Source organism: Kordia antarctica (assembly GCF_009901525.1).
In the GTDB taxonomy this organism is placed as follows: domain Bacteria; phylum Bacteroidota; class Bacteroidia; order Flavobacteriales; family Flavobacteriaceae; genus Kordia; species Kordia antarctica.
The window spans coordinates 724,601-744,391 of record NZ_CP019288.1 but is presented as its reverse complement, the minus strand read 5'-3'; the positions used below and the strand labels follow the sequence as shown (position 1 = coordinate 744,391).

General features: G+C 36.4%; 11 protein-coding genes. All 11 read left to right on the top strand.

Annotation, left to right across the window (positions count from 1 at the left end; translation table 11 throughout):
- Nucleotides 1-7 precede the first annotated feature (7 nt).
- Entirely contained in the window at nucleotides 8-1,468 is a 1,461-nt protein-coding gene (locus IMCC3317_RS03255) for a RagB/SusD family nutrient uptake outer membrane protein (RefSeq protein ID WP_160128075.1), read from the top strand.
- Between the two features lie 26 nt (nucleotides 1,469-1,494).
- The gene (locus IMCC3317_RS03250) at nucleotides 1,495-3,594 is read left to right on the top strand and encodes a PKD domain-containing protein (RefSeq protein ID WP_160128074.1); all 2,100 of its coding nucleotides are present in this window, start codon (nucleotides 1,495-1,497) and stop codon (nucleotides 3,592-3,594) included.
- A gap of 3 nt (nucleotides 3,595-3,597) precedes the next feature.
- Nucleotides 3,598-5,235, top strand: a complete 1,638-nt coding sequence (locus IMCC3317_RS03245) for a glycoside hydrolase family 16 protein (RefSeq protein ID WP_228054937.1) — start codon at nucleotides 3,598-3,600, stop codon at nucleotides 5,233-5,235.
- A gap of 309 nt (nucleotides 5,236-5,544) precedes the next feature.
- Nucleotides 5,545-6,843, top strand: a complete 1,299-nt coding sequence (locus IMCC3317_RS03240; RefSeq protein ID WP_160128073.1) for a glycoside hydrolase family 2 TIM barrel-domain containing protein — start codon at nucleotides 5,545-5,547, stop codon at nucleotides 6,841-6,843.
- 14 nt (nucleotides 6,844-6,857) lie between these two features.
- Nucleotides 6,858-10,319 (top strand): hypothetical protein, encoded by a 3,462-nt coding sequence (locus tag IMCC3317_RS03235; RefSeq protein ID WP_160128072.1) that lies wholly within the window; start codon nucleotides 6,858-6,860, stop codon nucleotides 10,317-10,319.
- A 28-nt stretch (nucleotides 10,320-10,347) separates the two neighbouring features.
- Nucleotides 10,348-11,634, top strand: coding sequence for a glycosyl hydrolase family 17 protein (locus IMCC3317_RS03230; protein WP_160128071.1), 1,287 nt, complete (start codon nucleotides 10,348-10,350; stop codon nucleotides 11,632-11,634).
- 107 nt (nucleotides 11,635-11,741) lie between these two features.
- Entirely contained in the window at nucleotides 11,742-13,172 is a 1,431-nt protein-coding gene (locus IMCC3317_RS03225) for a glycoside hydrolase family 30 protein (protein WP_394351595.1), read from the top strand.
- 11 nt (nucleotides 13,173-13,183) lie between these two features.
- Nucleotides 13,184-15,538, top strand: coding sequence for an MFS transporter (locus IMCC3317_RS03220; RefSeq protein ID WP_160128069.1), 2,355 nt, complete (start codon nucleotides 13,184-13,186; stop codon nucleotides 15,536-15,538).
- 72 nt (nucleotides 15,539-15,610) lie between these two features.
- The gene (locus tag IMCC3317_RS03215; protein WP_160128068.1) at nucleotides 15,611-16,519 is read left to right on the top strand and encodes a glycoside hydrolase family 17 protein; all 909 of its coding nucleotides are present in this window, start codon (nucleotides 15,611-15,613) and stop codon (nucleotides 16,517-16,519) included.
- A gap of 13 nt (nucleotides 16,520-16,532) precedes the next feature.
- Nucleotides 16,533-17,417: a glycoside hydrolase family 17 protein gene (locus tag IMCC3317_RS03210; protein ID WP_160128067.1), complete on the top strand. Its 885-nt coding sequence runs from the start codon at nucleotides 16,533-16,535 to the stop codon at nucleotides 17,415-17,417.
- Between the two features lie 14 nt (nucleotides 17,418-17,431).
- Entirely contained in the window at nucleotides 17,432-19,762 is a 2,331-nt protein-coding gene (locus IMCC3317_RS03205; RefSeq protein ID WP_160128066.1) for a T9SS type A sorting domain-containing protein, read from the top strand.
- Nucleotides 19,763-19,791: the final 29 nt, after the last annotated feature.

The window sequence follows — 19,791 nt, the reverse complement described above, 5'->3', positions numbered from 1 at the left end:
GATAACTATGTATAATAAGATAACAAAAATAGCACTAACGCTGATCGTCATCATGAGCATACAATCTTGTGATGATTACTTAGACATCCTACCAGAAGGTCAGGAAAACTCAGAAAACTTTTTCAACACACCAGAAGATTATGACGCTGCATTAATTGGTGTATATGATTTACTTTCTACAACATACTTAAACAATATTTTGGGCGAAATTGCCTCTGATAACAGTTTATGTGGTGGCGAAAGTCCAACAGATGTATTAGATTGGCAACAAATCGACGACATGATTCATACAGCAGACAATGGTGCGTTGCGTAACGTATTCCAATGGATGTATGCAGGAATCAGTAGAGCAAATTACATTGTAGAGTTTCAAGACAATATTGATTTTGATGGAAAAGAGCAATTACTTGCAGAAAACTTATTTCTAAGATCATACTATTACTTCGAATTGGTAAAATTCTTCGGTGATGTTCCATTATATACTGATGGAAGAATCACAATTGAAGAAACACAATCAATTGACAGAACACCTAAAGCAGCTATTTATGCGCGTTTAGAAGTTGACTTAATGAATGCAATTACTGAATTACCTTGGACGCAATCACAAAATGGTAGAGCAACTAAAGGAGCGGCATTGGCTTTACTAGGAAAAATATACCTTTACCAAGAAAAATATACAGAAGCAGCACAAACGTTCAATCAAGTCATTAACTCTGGGCAATACCAATTAGTTAATAACTTCGGAACCATCTTTTTAAACAGTAATGAAAACAATCAAGAATCTGTATTCGAAGTACAATACTTTGGTGGAGAAGGAGCAGGATTTGGCTGTTTTCAATGTGTTGAAGGAAACATTGCAGTAGGATTCATGGGACCAAGATTCAGAGGCGGAAACTTCTCACCTTATACAAGTGGATTCAGTTTCAATGTACCAGTACAAGGTGTTGTAGACTTATACCAAACTGGAGATACACGTTTAGCAGCAACCGTATTAGACATCAATGCATTTGTGGCTTCACGACCAGATGTTATATTCAATGAAGGTTCTGAACACACAGGATACTTCAACCTAAAATACATTCCATACGCAGAAGCAAACCTACAAGATGTAAACCTAACGCATAGCAACAATTACAGAGCTATTCGGTATGCCGATATCTTACTAATGGCTGCGGAAGCAAACTTACGTGCACCATCGCCAATTGCAAATCCTCAAACATTTTTGGATGCAATTCGTGACAGAGCATTTGGAAACACAACTAACAGAATTCCTGCAACACTAGAAAATGTGTTGGCAGAAAGAAGGCTTGAACTAGCTGGCGAAGGACACCGTTTCTTTGACCAAGTTAGAACAGGTCAAACGAGCTCTATTCCTGGGTTTTCTACTGGGAAAAACGAATTATTTCCAATTCCAAGAATCGAAATTGAATTGGCAGGAAATCGTTGGATACAAAATTCAGGATATTAATAGCTAGAAAAAGAAAAGAAAAAAAGATGAAAATAATTAAATATGTATTCAGTTTATGTCTAGTCGCACTGATAGTATACAGTTGCGATGAAGATGACAATACCGATTTTATAGACACCGTAAATGCGCCTACAAATCTATCGTTGCTTACAGAAATCACACAAGACAATACTGGTTTGGTGAAAATCACGCCGCTTGGTGAAGGAGTTACAACATACAACATTAACTATGGTGATGGTGCTGACGCAGAAGAAAACATTGCGCCAGGGAACTATGTAGAACATACATACGCAGAAGGCTCATATGAAGTAACACTTACAGCGAAAGCGTTAAATGGAGACATTACGACCTTAACACAAGGAATTGTAGTTTCTTTTCAAGCACCGCAAAACTTAGTGGTTACTATTGAAAACGACGCTGCAATATCAAAACAAGTAAATGTTACAGCAACCGCAGACTTTGCGATGAACAACCAAGTTGATTTTGGAGATGGAAGTGATGTTGTAGTAGGAAACATTGGAGAAACAATCTCACATATCTATGACAATCCTGGTACCTACACAATTACTGTAGTTGCCATGGGTGGAGCAATTGCAACCACAACCTATACAGAAGAGTTTGAAGTAACTGCAATAGTACAACCATTAACATCAGCACCAACGCCACCTGCAAGAGCAGCAGTTGATGTAATCTCTATATTTAGTAGTGTTTACACGGATGAAGTAGGAACAAACTATTTCCCAGATTGGGGACAAGGTGGACAAGGAAGTAGCTGGACAACGTTTGACTTAGCAGGAGATCAAATGCTTCAGTACATCAACATAAGCTATCAAGGAATTGCATTAGCTGACGGAACTTCAGTAGATGTCTCAGCAATGGAATTTTTACACTTAGATGTATGGACAGCAGATGTGGTAACTGACCTTGAAACGTCACTCATCAACGGACCAACTGCAGCAACAGAAGCACCAGTAACGCGACCTTTAACAGCAGGATCATGGACAAGTATTGAAATTGCAATCTCAGAATATACAGATCAAGGATTATCAGTAGATGAAATATTCCAATTAAAGTTTGTTGGAACACCTTGGGCATCAGGAACTGTGTTTATAGACAATATCTATTTCTACAAACAACCTTCAGCAGCAAGTCCAATAACGGGAACATGGAAAATGGCAGCAGAAGCAGGATCACTTAAAGTTGGACCAATGCCAGGATCAGGAGAATGGTTCTCCATTGATGATGCAGGAGTAGTAGCAAGAGCATGTTACTATGATGATACGTATGTTTTTGGAACAAATGGATCATTCAGTAATGTTTTAGGAGCAGACACATGGATTGAAGGATGGCAAAGTGGCGCAGGTGATGCTTGTGGCGCACCAATTGCACCGCATGACGGATCTGCAGCAGCAACATACATACACAATGATGTAGCAGGAACAATTACACTAAACGGAACAGGAGCATACATTGCTTTACCAAAAGCAAACAACGCAGGAGAACTTTCAAATCCAGCAAATGCGCCAAGTTCTATTACATACGATGTTACATTAGTAGATATTAACACTATGATCGTAAGTATTGAAGCTGGTTCAGGTGTCTTTTGGACATTTAAACTAGTAAGAGATGGTGCTGCGCCAGTATCACCATTAGCAGGTTCATGGAGTGTTGCACCAGAAGCAGGATCACTTAAAGTTGGACCATCTGCAGGATCAGGAGAGTGGTTCTCCATTGATGATGCAGGAGTTGCACAAAGAGCTTGTTTTTACGATGACGAATATGTATTTACAAATAGCGGATCATTTAGCAACGTATTAGGAGCTGACACATGGATTGAAGGATGGCAAAGTGGAGCAGGAGACGCTTGTGGCGCACCAGTAGCACCACATGACGGATCTGCGGCAGCGACATTTACATACGATAATTCGGCAAATACAGTAACACTAAACGGAACAGGAGCTTACTTAGGAATTCCTAAAGCAAACAATGCAGGAGAACTTTCAAACCCAGCAAACGCGCCAGGTTCTATAACATACAATATTACATTTGTCGATATAAATACCATTACACTAGAAATTGAAGCTGGTGCAGGCGTATTTTGGACATTCAAGCTACTAAAGAATTAATACATGAAAAAGATGAAAAATTTAAAAAATATATTCACATCACTTCTTGGTATTCTATTGCTAACTGTTAGCTGTCAGGATGATGAAGCGACTGTGGGAGATTTACTAACGCCGACCAATTTACAAGTCACAGCAGTAATAGTTGGTCAGGACGCAAATAATCCAAACGGAGATGGAAGTGGAGTTGTTAACTTTACCGCTTCCGCAGATGATACAATCACATATAGATTTGTATACGAAGCAAATCAACAAACAGATCCAGCAGGAACAGCGTTGTTTACATTCTCAAACTTAGGACTCAATTCATATACAGTAACTGTAATTGCTTTTGGAACTGGAGGAATCTCAACGTCTACAACAATTACCGTAGATGTATTGGCAACCTATGCACCACCAATGGAATTGATAGACAAATTAGTCGGAACTAGTTCAAGATCGTGGAGAATCAAATCGGAACAACAAGGACACTTTGGTTTAGGACCTGTTGGTGGATCAGTGCCAACAGAATGGTATGGAGCTGGACCAGAAGAAAAAGTTGGCGTTGGAATGTATGATGACAGATATATTTTTAATGCTGACGGAACGTTTACGTTTGTAACTAACAATACCAATGATGACCCAACCACTGATATTTCAGGAACTGTATTTGGACGTGCTAGTTTCATTGATGAACTTGGAGGTTCTGGTGGAAATCCTAATGGTGATGATATAGAAAATTTACCCTATGATGATTTTTCTGAAACTTGGGCGTTAATTGCTCCTGGAGGCGTTGAAACAATTACACTTACAGGAAATGGATTCATCGGATATTACACAGGTGGATCACATACATACGAAATTTTTGATCGTTCTGTACCGAATGAACTTGTACTAAGAACAACAGACGGAAACAGCGGATTTGATTGGTGGTTTATCATCACTTCGGCAGAACCAGCAAGTAATAACTTCCAAACGCAATACAACAACTTAGTTTGGCAAGACGAATTTGATGTAGATGGAGCTCCAGATGCAGCAAACTGGACCTACGACCTCGGTGCAGGTGGATGGGGAAATGGAGAATCTCAAACCTATACAAACAGTGCTGACAATGTAGTCGTAGATGGCGGATTTCTTAAAATAAATGCCATAAGTACAGGTGGCGGAAACTATACATCTGCGCGTTTAAAATCTGAAAACCTATACGAATTCACGAACGGAAGAGTAGAAGTACGTGCAAAATTGCCAGCTTCACAAGGAACGTGGCCAGCAATATGGGCTTTAGGAGCAGATTACCAAACAAACACATGGCCTGGTTGTGGTGAAATAGACATCATGGAACAAAAAGGACAAGATAAGAATACTGTTTTAGCAACGGTACACCATCCAGGAGTTTCACCAGGAGCTGGTGACGGTGCGGCTACATCATTGCCAACTTCTACGACAGAATTTCATAACTATACGGTAGAATGGACACCAACTGCAATAACGTTCTTGGTAGACGACTTCGTATATCATACGGTAGAAAACAATGCTACCTTACCATTTGACAGTGACTTTTTCCTAATCTTAAACATCGCTATGGGCGGAACATTAGGAGGAACCATTGATCCAGGATTCACTCAAGATACGATGGAAATTGACTATGTACGAGTGTACCAATAAAATTGAAAATTATTGAATACAGCTATATCAAAATTGCTTACAAACGTTTGCTCTTTTCCTTTATAGAAAAGAGCAAATGCAGTAAGTACTCTAAGGATACGCTGCCCAAAATTGAACACAACTAATTTCTAATACAGCATACAAAAGTAGCAATATAATCATTTCAAGATTGTAAAAATCAAACATTAGTACATATAAAGTATACAATTCATATAGTTTCAATACTAAAACAGACTCTGTGAATAGTCATCTAAATAATTTGACCATTTGCGAATCCCATCTGACCTAATTACTAATTAAAAATAACAGATGAAAAAGACTTTTCTAATACTAGCACTAGTTTTTTCAGTTGTAGCGATGATTATTATAACAACATCGCTGACTTCTAAAAGAGACACTGTAACTGTTCAAAAAAATGAACAAGGAATGAAATTGCTCGTTAATGGGAAGGTTTTCATGATAAATGGGATGAACTGGGATTACTTTCCTATCGGAACAAACTACTCTTTCAATTTATGGAATCAATCTGACGATTTCATTAAAGAAGCTTTAGATGCGGAAATGACATTGCTCAAAAATATGGGCGTCAATACAATTCGCGTTTATACAGGAATCCAACCAAGATGGATAACCTACATTCATAAAAATTACGGAATATATACAATGTTGAATCACTCTTTCGGTCGTTATGGTGTACTGATTGATGGTGTTTCCATGGAAAATACGGAATACGCAAACCCTAAAGTAAATGAACATCTTTTAAATGCTGTCAAGCAGATGGCGGACGAATACAAAGACACGCCAGGATTGTTGATGTACATGTTGGGAAATGAAAATAACTATGGACTTTCTTGGGGAAAAGCAGAAACAGAAAACATTCCTCTCGATGATGAAAATACTACAATTCGTGCACGAGCGCGTGCTATGTACAAATTATTCAACGAAGCAACCTTAGCAATAAAAACAATAGATATGTCGCATCCTGTGGCTATCTGTAATGGTGACTTATTATACTTAGAACTCGTAAAAGATGAATGTCCAGACATTGATATTTATGGGACAAATATGTATCGTGGAATCTCTTTTGGAGATGCTTTTAAGCGTGTAAAAGAAGAATTAGGGAAACCAATCATGTTTGCAGAATTTGGAGCAGATGCTTTCAATGCGCGAGACAACAAAGAAGATCAACATTCGCAAGCGTATTACATGACAGGAAACTGGAAAGAAATATACGCTAATGCAGCAGGTTTAGGAAAAGCAGAAAATGCTATCGGCGGATTCACTTTCCAATTCAGCGATGGTTGGTGGAAAAGAGGGCAAACAAAAAACTTAGAAGTTCATGATACGGAAGCTTCTTGGAACAATGATGGCTACACAAAAGACTCAAAACCAGGAATAAACAACATGAACGAAGAATGGTTTGGTATCTGTGCCAAAGGACCAAATAACGAAAAAGGACTATACACATTACATCCTCGTGCCGCGTATTACGCATTACAAGAAGTTCACAAATTTGATCCATATGACGAAAATGTAACTCAAAAAACTGTAACAAGTTACTTTAATGGCATTAAGTTAATGGATGCAGTACAGAAAGCTAAAAAATAATATAACAACAATTAATGATTAAAGAAGCAACTCTAGATCAAGATATTTTATCTCATATGTCTCAAATAGAAACCGTCAAAATAGACAACGAACTTTTTTATAAAATTTCGAATAGTGATACCATTCGACCATTTTTCATGAGTATTGTAAGTGATTCTAACCATTGGATGTTTATTTCCAGCAATGGCGGATTAACTGCAGGACGTAAAAATTCAGAATTTTCATTATTTCCATATTACACAGACGATAAAATCACGGAATCCGCTGACATTACAGGAAGTAAATCGATTTTTCAAATCACAAAAAATGGTAAAAACCATGTATGGGAACCTTTTTCTGAACGATTTGAAGGAAAATATAAAACAACACGTAATCTGTACAAAAACAATTACGGAAACAAAGTGATGTTCGAAGAAATCAATCACGATTTAGAACTTACATTTCAATACCAATGGAACTCTAGCGATGCTTACGGATTTGTAAAAAAATCGAAACTAACGAACAATTCGCAAGATGAAGTACAAGTAAATATACTTGACGGAATTCAAAACATCTTGCCATTTGGCGTTGGAAGTGATTTACAAAATGCAAGTAGCAACTTGGTAGATGCGTACAAACGAAATGAACTTGAAGAAAATACTGGTTTAGGAATTTACGCATTAAGCGCAATTATTGTTGACAAAGCAGAACCTAGTGAAGCGTTAAAAGCGAATGTAGTTTGGTCATTAGGGTTTAAAAATGCGCAGTATTTACTATCGTCGTTACAACTAAAAGCATTCCGTAAACGCCACCCAATTCAGCAAGAAGTGGATGTAAAAGCAGAAAAAGGTGCATATTTCATCAATTCAGAAGTGCAATTAAAAGCTGCTGAAAATAAAGATTGGATCACGGTTGCCAATGTAAACCAAGATCATGCTGACATTGCAAGACTATCGCAAAACATTAAAAATGAAGCAGACTTGGCTGAAAACATTCAGCAAAGTATCAATGTTGGAACAAAACGTTTAATTGGACTCAACGCCGCTTCTGATGGATTGCAATTATCTGCGGATAAATTTAGAGATACACGCCATTTTGCAAACACGTTGTTCAACATTATGCGTGGTGGAATCTTTGACAATAACTATCAAATTGAAAGATGGGATTTCAAAAATTACTTAGAAAAAGCAAATAAAAAAGTAGCACGCACCACAGAAGGAATTGTTGATGGATTACCTAAAGAATTCCCGTTTTCGTTGCTGCGAGACATTGCACACCAAAGCACCGACAAAAATTTCAGACGTTTATGTTTGGAATACATGCCATTAAAATTCAGTCGTCGTCACGGAGATCCAAGTCGTCCTTGGAACAAATTTTCGATCAATACACGAAGTGAAATAGATGGTTCTAAAATATTAGATTACGAAGGAAACTGGCGCGATATTTTCCAAAACTGGGAAGCGTTGGCACATTCATATCCGGAATTTATTGAAAGTATGATTCATAAATTCTTAAACGCCACCACATTTGACGGTTACAATCCGTATCGGGTGACAAAAGGCGGCTTTGATTGGGAAATAGATGAGCCAGAAGATCCTTGGTCGTACATTGGTTATTGGGGCGATCATCAAATTATCTATTTGCTAAAGTTTTTGGAAATCATAGAAAATCACCAACCAGGAAAACTGGAAAGTTTCTTTAGCAAAGACTTATTTGTTTATGCAAATGTTCCGTACAGAATAAAAAAATATCAAGACTTACTCAAAAATCCTAAAGATACCATTGAGTTTGATGAAGCGTTAGATCATAAAATTCATGAGCAACGTGAAGAATTAGGTGCTGATGGCGCATTATTACGTGATGAAAACAGATTTATCATCAAAGTAAATTTCATTGAAAAAATATTAGCCACAACGTTGGCAAAACTTTCTAATTTTATACCTGAAGGTGGAATTTGGATGAATACACAACGTCCAGAATGGAATGACGCAAACAACGCATTAGTTGGTAACGGAGTTTCCATGGTAACATTATACTATTTGCGACGTTTCTTAAAATTCTTTGAAGGTATTTTTGAAGAAACAAACACAGAAACAGTTGAAATCTCCAATGAATTAGCGGAATTTTTCCATAAAGTGTCTCATACGTTCACTATATATAAAGATTTATTAAATGGAAAAATTAATGACACTGACCGTAGATGTGTTTTAGATGGTTTAGGAAATGCGGGAAGCAATTACAGAGAACAAATCTATGACAATGCGTTTTCAGGTAGAAAAACGAATATTGCGATCACAGAAATCAAAGACTTTGTAACCACAAGTTTAGCGTATTTAGAACATGCGATTGAAGCTAACAAACGTGCAGATAATCTGTATCACGCATACAATTTAATGACCGTAAAAGATACCGAAAATGTTTCTATTTCTTATCTGAATGAAATGTTAGAAGGTCAAGTTGCGGTATTAAGTTCAGGCTATATCTCTTCAAAAGAAGCATTAGTTGTGTTAGATGCGTTAAAAAGTAGCAAACTATTTCGACCAGATCAATACAGTTATATTCTCTATCCAAACAAAGAATTAAAAGGTTTTAATGAACGCAATACCATTTCAGCGAAAGCGGTAAAAACCTCAAAATTAGTACAACAATTAGTCGCTGACGGAAATAGTAAAATAATTTCGAAAGATGTAAATGGTGAATTTCATTTCAATGGAAACTTTAAAAACGCAAACGATCTTGCGGAAGCATTAAACGAATTAAAAGAAACTTCGTACAGCAATTTAGTTCAGTCGGAAGCTTCTCAAGTATTAGAAACGTTTGAAGACGTATTCAATCACAAAGAATTTACGGGACGTTCCGGAACATTTTACGGTTATGAAGGATTAGGTTCTATCTATTGGCACATGGTTTCAAAACTACAATTAGCGGTATTGGAATGTTGTTTAAAAGCTATTCGCGAAAAAGAAAGCGATGAAGTTGTTGGTCGATTGTTAGAACACTATTACGAAATCAACGAAGGAATCGGCGTGCACAAATCGCCGTCGTTATATGGAGGTTTTCCAACAGATCCGTATTCGCATACGCCAGCAGGAAAAGGCGCGCAACAACCTGGAATGACAGGACAAGTAAAAGAAGACATCTTAAGTCGTTTTGGCGAACTCGGTGTTTTTGTAGCAGAAGGAAAACTATATTTTGATCCGTGTATGTTGCGAAAAGATGAATTCTTATTAAAAGACAGCACGTTCAATTACATAAATATAGCAAAAGAAGAGAAGGCGATTTCGGTACAAAAAGGTTCGTTAAGTTTCACGTATTGTCAAGTACCAATTGTGTACACATTAGCGGAAACAACAGCATTAACAGTTCAATTTAAGGATGGAAGCAAAAAATCATTCGAAACATTGACGTTAGATGCAGCAACGAGTCAAAAAGTATTTGATCGCGCAGGCGAAGTAATTCAAATCAATGTGAATATTAAGAGAAATTATTTAAAGTAATATTTAAAAATATCATTTAAAAAGAATCATGAGTACATTAAAATACATATCGAAACTAATATTAGTAGCGTTCGTACTAGTGTCTTGTGAAAATTCACAAAAAAAGAAAGAATCGCCAAAACCAATAACACAAAAAGAAATGACTGCCAAAGATATATTAGGAAACAAAGACTATTTAGCTATTTCTTACGGAGGTTATCGTGATACATTGCGTGACATTCAGCCAACAATTGCAGCGTTAAAAGAAGACATGAAAATATTGCATGCACTGAATGTTCGAATTTTACGCACCTACAATGTACAATTAGCGCAAGCACCAAACATATTAAAAGCAATTCGCGAATTAAAAAACGAAGACGCAAACTTTGAAATGTATGTAATGTTAGGCGCGTGGATTGATTGTAAAAATGCGTGGACAGCGCAAACTCCTGATCACAACCAAGAAAGTGATCAAAATTCAGGCGAAATTGAAAGAGCGGTTGCATTGGCAAATGAATATCCTGAAATCGTAAAAATCATCGCTGTCGGAAACGAAGCAATGGTAAAATGGGCAACAAGTTATTATGTGCAACCTAGTGTTATCTTAAAATGGGTAAATCATTTGCAAGATCTCAAAAAAGAAAAAAAATTACCAAAAGACTTGTGGATTACGAGTTCGGACAATTTTGCTTCTTGGGGCGGACACGACAAAGAATATCATGTAGAAGACTTAAATAAGCTTATAAAAGCAGTCGATTACATTTCCATGCACACTTATCCAATGCACGATACACACTATCATCCTGTATTTTGGGGAGTGGAAGAAGGCAAAAAAACTTCAAGTATTCAAAAAGTTGACAATGCGATGTTGAGAGCCAAAAAATATGCAATCTCACAATATGATAGCGTGTATAATTACATGAAAAGTATTGGTGTAGACAAACCAATTCACATTGGGGAAACTGGTTGGACAACATTCTCTCAAGGACTTTACGGAAACAACGGAAGCAAAGCTGCGGACGAATATAAAGAAGCATTGTATTACAATCATATGCGCCAATGGACAAACGAAGCAGAAATGTCTTGTTTTTACTTTGAAGCGTTTGATGAGATATGGAAAGATGCACGGAATCCTGGCGGTTCAGAAAATCACTTCGGATTATTTACGATTGACGGAAAAGCAAAATACGCACTTTGGGATTTAGTAGACAAAGGCGTATTTAATGGGTTAACCAGAAACGGAAAACCAATTATAAAAACCTACGGCGGAAACAAAGATTCGCTATTGTTAGAAGTACAGTTGCCACCTGTAAAAAAAGGAGTTGTAAAGCACTAATTATGAAAAACGTAACAAAATATAGTTTTCTAATGTTGCTCATTACAGTTGTAGCATGTAAAACCACACAGATCGCTGTAACTGCTAATAAAACTAAACAATCAATAATGCAAGCAGACGTATTTGAAACTTCAGAAAGCGGAAACAAATTAACGCAACTCACTGAATTTAAAACGGCGGAAAACGATACGCTTATACAGGTTTCTGAAATAGTACTTTCGCCAGAAAAACAATACCAAACAATCACTGGTTTTGGAGGTTCATTTACAGAATCGTCAGCGTATTTGTTGAATAAACTCAGTAAAGGAAACCGAGATAAAATCATTCAAGCATACTTCGGAGACGATGGCGCGCGCTACTCACTTACCCGAACACATATAAGTTCTTGTGATTTTTCATTAAATAACTATACATATGCGCCAGTTGCTGATGATATGACGTTGGAACATTTTTCTATTAAAGAAGACAAAGATGATTTAATTCCGATGATAAAAGATGCAATGAAAGCCTCCGAAGACGGATTCAAAATCATTGCGTCACCTTGGACTGCGCCGCCTTGGATGAAAGACAACAAAAAATATGTTGGTGGGAAACTATTACCAAAATACAATGACGTCTATTCATTATTCTTCTCAAAATACTTAGATGCTTACAAAGCGGAAGGAATAGATATTTGGGGAATTACAGTTGTGAATGAACCACACGGAAACGGAAACAACTGGGAAAGCATGCACTTTTCGCCAGAAGAAATGACAAATTTGGTTCAAAACCATTTAGGACCAAAACTAGAAGCAGACGGAAAAGGAGATGTGAAAATCTTAGGATACGATCAAAACAGAGCTGGAATCAAAGAATGGGTTGATGCGATGTATAAAGATGAAGCGTCTTCAAAATACTTTGACGGAATTGCAATTCACTGGTATGAAAGTACTTTTGATTTCTTTCCAGAAGCATTACAATACGGACACAACAAAGCACCAAACAAATACCTAATTGAGACAGAAGGTTGTGTAGACTCACAAGTTCCTGAATGGAAAAATGATGCTTGGTATTGGAAAAAAGAAGCAACAGATTGGGGCTGGGATTGGGCAAGTGAAAAAGACAAACACTTGCATCCAAAATATGCACCCGTAAATCGCTATGCGCGAGATATTATCGGCTGCCTAAACAATTGGGTTGACGGTTGGGTAGACTGGAATATGGTGTTGGACAAACAAGGCGGACCAAATTGGTTCAAAAATTGGTGTGTTGCGCCAATCATTGTCGACCCTGAAAATGATGAAGTTTATATGACGCCTTTATATTACACAATGGCACACTTTAGCAAATACATTCGTCCAGGCGCAAAAGTAATTGACGCAAACAATACTGACAAAGATTTGATGGTAACTGCGGCGCAAAATCCTGACGGAACTATTGCAGTAGTTGTTTTCAATGAAGGAACAAGTAAAAAACACTTTTCACTCAAACTAGGAGAAAAAGTAAAAAATATATCTATAAACCCACAAGCATTACAAACCATCATCATAGCCAACTAAAACCACCATTAATGAGTAAAACAAGTTCTTCAAACAAAGTACCCATGAGTCAAAAAATTGCTTTTGGCTTAGGAATGTTAGCGAATCAAATGTTCCCTGCCGCCTTAGGTATTTTCATGGTTGTATTAGTACAAGATTTAGGTTTTTCAACCTTGCAATATGCTGTTTTATTCTTTTTACCCAGAATATTTGATGCATTCACAGATCCAATCATGGGTTTCATATCAGACAATACAAAATCTAAATGGGGAAGAAGGAGACATTATGTTTTTTTAGGAGCAATTATTATGGGAGTTGGATATATACTCATGTGGCAATTATTTAAAGATAATGGGATCACCTATAACTTTTATTACTTTTTAGCTTGGTCAATTGTATTCTATTTAGGGTTAACCATTTTTAGTGTGCCTTATGTAGCTATGGGCTATGAAATGAGTGATGATTTTCATGAACGTACCAACATCATGGCAATTGCACAATGGATAGGACAATGGGCTTGGGTAATTGCACCTTGGTTTTGGGTTATTATGTATGATCAAGGTTGGTTTTCCTCCGCAGATGTGGCCACCAGAACACTGGCTGTATGGGTTGGTATTATATGTATGTTTTTAGCAATGGTACCAGCATTTTTCATCAAAAGTAAATCTACGCTAGATGAAGATTACTCACCACTTACCATGAAAAATATAAGTGGAAGCTTAAAAGAAATCTTAAATGGATTTAAAGAAGCTTTCAAAATTGTACAATTTAAAAAATTATGTATTTCTACCTTTTTAATTTTCAATGCATTTAATACAGTTGCAGGATTTTCATTTTTCATTATTGTGTACTACTTATTTAATGGAGTTACAGGACCAGAAGGTTCATGGATTTGGCCCGCACTTTTTGGAAGTGTTGGCGCATTAGTTACGACATTTTTGGTTATTCCAATTGTAGCGCGTATGTCGAAAGTATTAGGAAAAAAGAAAGCATTCATTGTTTCACAAGGGATTTCAATTATAGGATATATATTATTATGGTTTTTATTTATTCCAGGGAAACCTTACATGGTATTATTTGCATTGCCATTCTTCTCGTTCGGAATAGGTGCTTTGTTTACTTTAATGATGTCAATGACAGCAGATGTATGTGATTTAGACGAACTAAACAACGGACATCGTAGAGAAGGAATTTTTGGAGCAATTTATTGGTGGATGGTAAAATTTGGTTTTGCCATTGCTGGAGGATTAAGCGCATTGATTATGTATTTGGTTGATTTTACACCAAATGCACCTACACAACCAGAAGGAGCCGTACTTGGATTACGAATTTTCTTTTCAGCATTCCCAATTTTAGGAACGTTGATCGCAATGTATATAATGCGAAACTATGATCTTACAGAAGAAAAAGCATTAGAAATAAGCGCAGAATTAGCAAAAAGAAAAATTGTACCAAAAAAACCCATAACCTCTTATTATGAAGGAGCAAGACTCTCCTCATTGGGCGGTCTTAATTTAAAGATAGATACGTCAAAAGATATCAATTTTGATTCAAAAAATAGTTCCGAATTAGCAACGCTATTCAGAGATTCTTTATACAAAGGAATACACGGTTTATGCTTTAGTCCATATACTGAAGGACAAGATATTGGAGATAGATTGACAGAAGATCAAATCGTTAAACGTATAAATATTATTGCTTCGCATACCAAATGGGTACGTTCATTCTCTTGTACTGACGGAAACGAATTCATTCCAAAAGTTGCACGCGCAAGAGGACTCAAAACAATGGTTGGTGCTTGGATTAGTAGCGATAAAAAACGTAATGAAGAAGAAATAAGTTCGTTAATCAATCTAGCAAAAAGTGGTCTTGTAGACATTGCTGTGATTGGAAATGAAGTATTAATGCAAAAAGAATTAAGTGAAAGGGAAATTATAGATTACATACAACGAGTTAGAGTAGCATTGCCAAACACTCCAATTGGATATGTAGATGCGTATTATCAATTCGTAGAACGCCCAAAACTTATTGACGCTTGCGATTTAATACTAGTAAACTGTTATCCTTTTTGGGAAGGAAGCAGTATTGAAAATTCTTCAATATATCTAAGACAAATGCATGCCCTTGTACAAAAAGCAGCAAAAGGAAAAAAAGTAATCATTACAGAAACTGGTTGGCCAGATCAAGGATCGCAAACAAATGGAGCGGTTCCTTCACCAGAAAATGCAATGAAATATTTTCTCAATACTCAAAAATGGTCAAGAGAAGAAAACATAGAAATATATTATTTCTCATCGTTTGACGAATCATGGAAAATCCGTAATGAAGGAGATGTCGGAGCACGTTGGGGAATATGGGATAAAAATGAACAATTAAAATTTAGTTAAAAAAAACAGTGCGCTTCTAAGAAAAGAAGCAGCATCAGTACTTATAAATTTAATAGAGAATACAACTAAAAAATGTCATATAGAGACGAAGATTATCGTTTATACGAAGGTGTAAATTATAGAGAACATTCAGGAATAGATTTTGAAAAATATTCTATCAAAGATTTAAAAAAACTTTGGAAAGCTGCGCTTAATAAAGGTATGCACGGCATCTGCTTTAGCATGTATGAAGATGGACAAGAGCCAGGAGATGTAATAAGCGAAGCGCAAGTAGAAAGAAGAATAAAAATATTGAAGCCATATTCAAAATGGATACGTTCTTTTTCTTGTATTGAAGGCAACGAACACATTCCTCGAATAGCTAAAAAACATGGAATGAAAACCTTAGTTGGTGCTTGGTTAGGAGATGATAAAGAAGACAATGAAAAAGAAATTGAAGCTTTAATTCAATTAGGAAAAGAAGGTGTAGTAGACATTGCAGCAGTTGGAAACGAAGTGCTGTACAGAAACGATTTAACACTCGAAGAATTATTAGATTATATAAAAAGAGTAAAAGAAGCGTTGCCAAATGTTGAAGTAGGATACGTAGATGCTTATTATGAATTTTCAGTACATCCAGAACTTGTGGAGATCAGCGATGTAATTCTAAGTAATTGTTATCCATATTGGGAAGGTTGCCACCTAAATGGTTCATTAGCACATATGCAACAAATGTTCGGACAAGCGTCTCATGCAGCACAAGGTAAAAAAGTCATCATTACAGAAACAGGTTGGCCAAGCGAAGGTGGTAGTTTAAAAGGAGCAGAATCTTCTGAGATAAATGCCATGAAATACTTTATTAATTCTCAAGCTTGGGCAGACAAAGATAACGTAGAAATTTTCTATTTCTCATCATTTGATGAATCATGGAAAACAGGAGATGAAGGTGATGTTGGTGCCTATTGGGGACTTTGGGACAAGCATGAAAAACTAAAATTTTAACCAATAACTAAACATGTCTTTTAGAGAAGAAAAATTTTTCGCATTAGCATCCTTAGACTTTGAAGGAAAATCCTTTGATGATCTAAAAGCGCTATGGCGAAAAAGTCTGGACGGAGGAATGCACGGATTGTGTTTTAGTCCATATGAAGAAGGACAAGAGCCAGGTGACACACTTTCGGAAGCACAAATAAGACGTCGTTTAGAAGTCATCAAACCATACACCAATTGGGTACGTTCATTTTCATGTACAGAAGGAAACGAGTTGGTTCCTAAAATTGCCAAAGAACTAGGAATGAAAACCTTAGTTGGCGCTTGGTTAGGAGACAATCCAGAAATAAACGAAGCGGAAATTGAAGGACTCGTTACACTTGCTAAGAAAGGATATGTAGACATTGCAGCCGTTGGAAATGAAGTTATGTACCGAGGCGATTTAACAGAAGAAGAATTACTAAAATTCATATATGATACAAAAAAACAAATTAAAGGAATTCCAGTAGGCTATGTAGATACTTATTGTGAATTCACAGAACGTCCAGCAATCACGGAAGCTTGTGATGTAATCTTAGCAAACTGTTACCCTTTTTGGGAAGGTTGCGATCAAGATTATTCGCTATTATACATGAAAGATATGTATAACCGAGCGCTTCGTGCTGGAAATGGTAAAAAAGTTATCATTACTGAAACTGGTTGGCCAAACAAAGGTACAAACCTTGAAGGAGCTTTTCCATCAGACACAAATGCAATTAAATACTTTATTAACACTCAAAAATGGTCTCAAGAAGAAGACATTGACATTTTTTACTTCTCATCATTCGATGAATCTTGGAAAGTAGGAGACGAAGGCGATGTTGGAGCCTATTGGGGACTTTGGGACAAACACGGAAATTTTAAATTTTAAAACAGAAAACTATTATGAAAAAAATTATTTTTTTAGTATGCTTATTCGTTGGAACATTTGCGATTGCGCAACCAACAGATAATGCCACAGATCCACCAGCAAGAGTTAGTGCAGATGTAATTTCCATTTTTAGTGGCCCATATACAGATGTTGCTGGTACAGATTATAACCCAAATTGGAGTCAATCTGGTTTTGGTACAGCAAATACAGCTTTTGATCCAGGAACTGGTAATATAGTGTTGGCGTATCCAAACTTTAATTATCAAGGAAATCAATTTGGAAGTACGCAAGACATTTCATCAATGGAGTTTTTACACGTTGATATTTGGGTAGATGGAACTTTTAACCCAAATGTTTTTGTAATTAGCTCTGGAGGAGAAATTGCACATCCAATTACAAACACAGGTTCAGGTACTTGGATTAGTGTAGATATTCCTGTTGCAGGAATTACAGGAGATACTTCTTCAGCAATACAATTTAAGTTTGATGGAGGAAATGGATCTACAGATGGTATTTATGTTGACAATTTATACTTCTGGAAAAATCCTTCGGCATCAGGAACAGATGCTACATTAAGTGCGTTAGAAATTGACAGTACACCATTAACTGGTTTTGCTTCTGGAGTAACAAATTACACCGTAGAATTAGCGCCAGGAACAACAGTAGTTCCACAGATTACAACAGCAACACCAACAGATTCAAATGCGATGGTAAATATTACACAAGCACCAGCAATTCCTGGAGATGCTACCGTATTAGTTACTTCTCAAAATGGAAGTGTGATGCAAACATATACTGTATCTTTTAATGACAATTTAGAACCATCACCAATGGACAATGCTACAGATCCAATTGCTAGAAATAGCGTAGATGTAATTTCTATTTTCAGTGGTGCATATACAAACGTTGCTGGTACAGATTTCAATCCAAATTGGAGCCAATCTGGTTTTGGTTCAGCAAATACAGCTTTTGATCCAGGAACTGGTAATATAGTGTTGGCATATCCAAACTTTAATTACCAAGGAAATCAATATGGAAGTACACAAGATATTTCATCAATGGAGTTTTTACATGTTGATATTTGGATAAATGGAACTTTTAATCCTAATGTTTTTGTAATTAGTTCAGGAGGAGAAATTGCACATCCAATTACAAACACAGGTTCAGGTACTTGGATTAGTGTAGATATTCCTGTTTCAGGAATTACAGGAGATCCTACTTCAGCAATACAATTTAAGTTTGACGGAGGTGGCTCAGGTTCTGATGCTATTTATGTAGACAACTTATATTTCTGGAAAAATCCAACAGCACCAGGTTCTGATGCTTCATTAAGTGCGCTAGAAATTGATAGCACTCCATTAGCTGGTTTTTCTTCAGGAACAACTAATTACACAATGGATTTAGCTCCAGGAACAACAGTAATTCCACAAATTACGACGGCAACTCCAACGGATCCAAGTGTTACGAGTGTAACTATAAATCAAGCGCCAACTATTCCAGGTGATGCAACAGTTGTAGTCGTTTCTCAAAATGGTGCGGTTACAGAAACATATACAGTTTCATTTGCAGTAGTAGGACCTACAATGGCAGCTCCAACACCGCCAAACAGACCTGCAGCAGATGTAATATCATTATACAGTAATGTATATACAAACACGACAATTGAAACTTGGAATGCTTCGTTTGACGATTCTACTTCTGAAGATGTAGTTGCTTTTGGTGATGATATCAAAAAAATTACATTTACAAACTTCATCGGAGTTGAATTCATAAACAATAGAATTGATGCTTCTGGGATGACACATTTTCATATGGATTTCTGGACAGACAACTCAGATTTAACAGGGAAAGTGTTCAACTCTAAATTCTCACAATGGGGCGGAACTAATGGTGAAGTTTCAGCTATGGAATTAAACATAAATGGAGGAAGTACGCCACCATTAGCAACAGGAACTTGGGTTTCTATTGATGTTCCAATTGCTACAAGTTTCTCTAATAACTTAACAAGAGATGATTTAGCTCAATTCTTAATCACTTCTAACTTAGGTGTTGTTTATGTTGATAATATCTATTTCCATAAAAATACGGTACTAAGTACAGAAGAATTTACTGCATCTACGTTCAAAACATATCCAAATCCAACAAATGATTCATGGAATGTTGTAGCTGATAATGTAATTATAAAAGCTGTACAAGTATATGATATCGCAGGAAGACAAGTATTAACATTAGCACCAAATGCTTCTCAAGTTACTATTGATGGTTCTTCGTTGAAAAATGGAATCTATTTTGCCAAAATTCAATCTGAAAAAGGTTTAAGTAGTATCAAATTAGTGAAAAACTAAATATAAATTTTTTAATATCTATAAAAAGT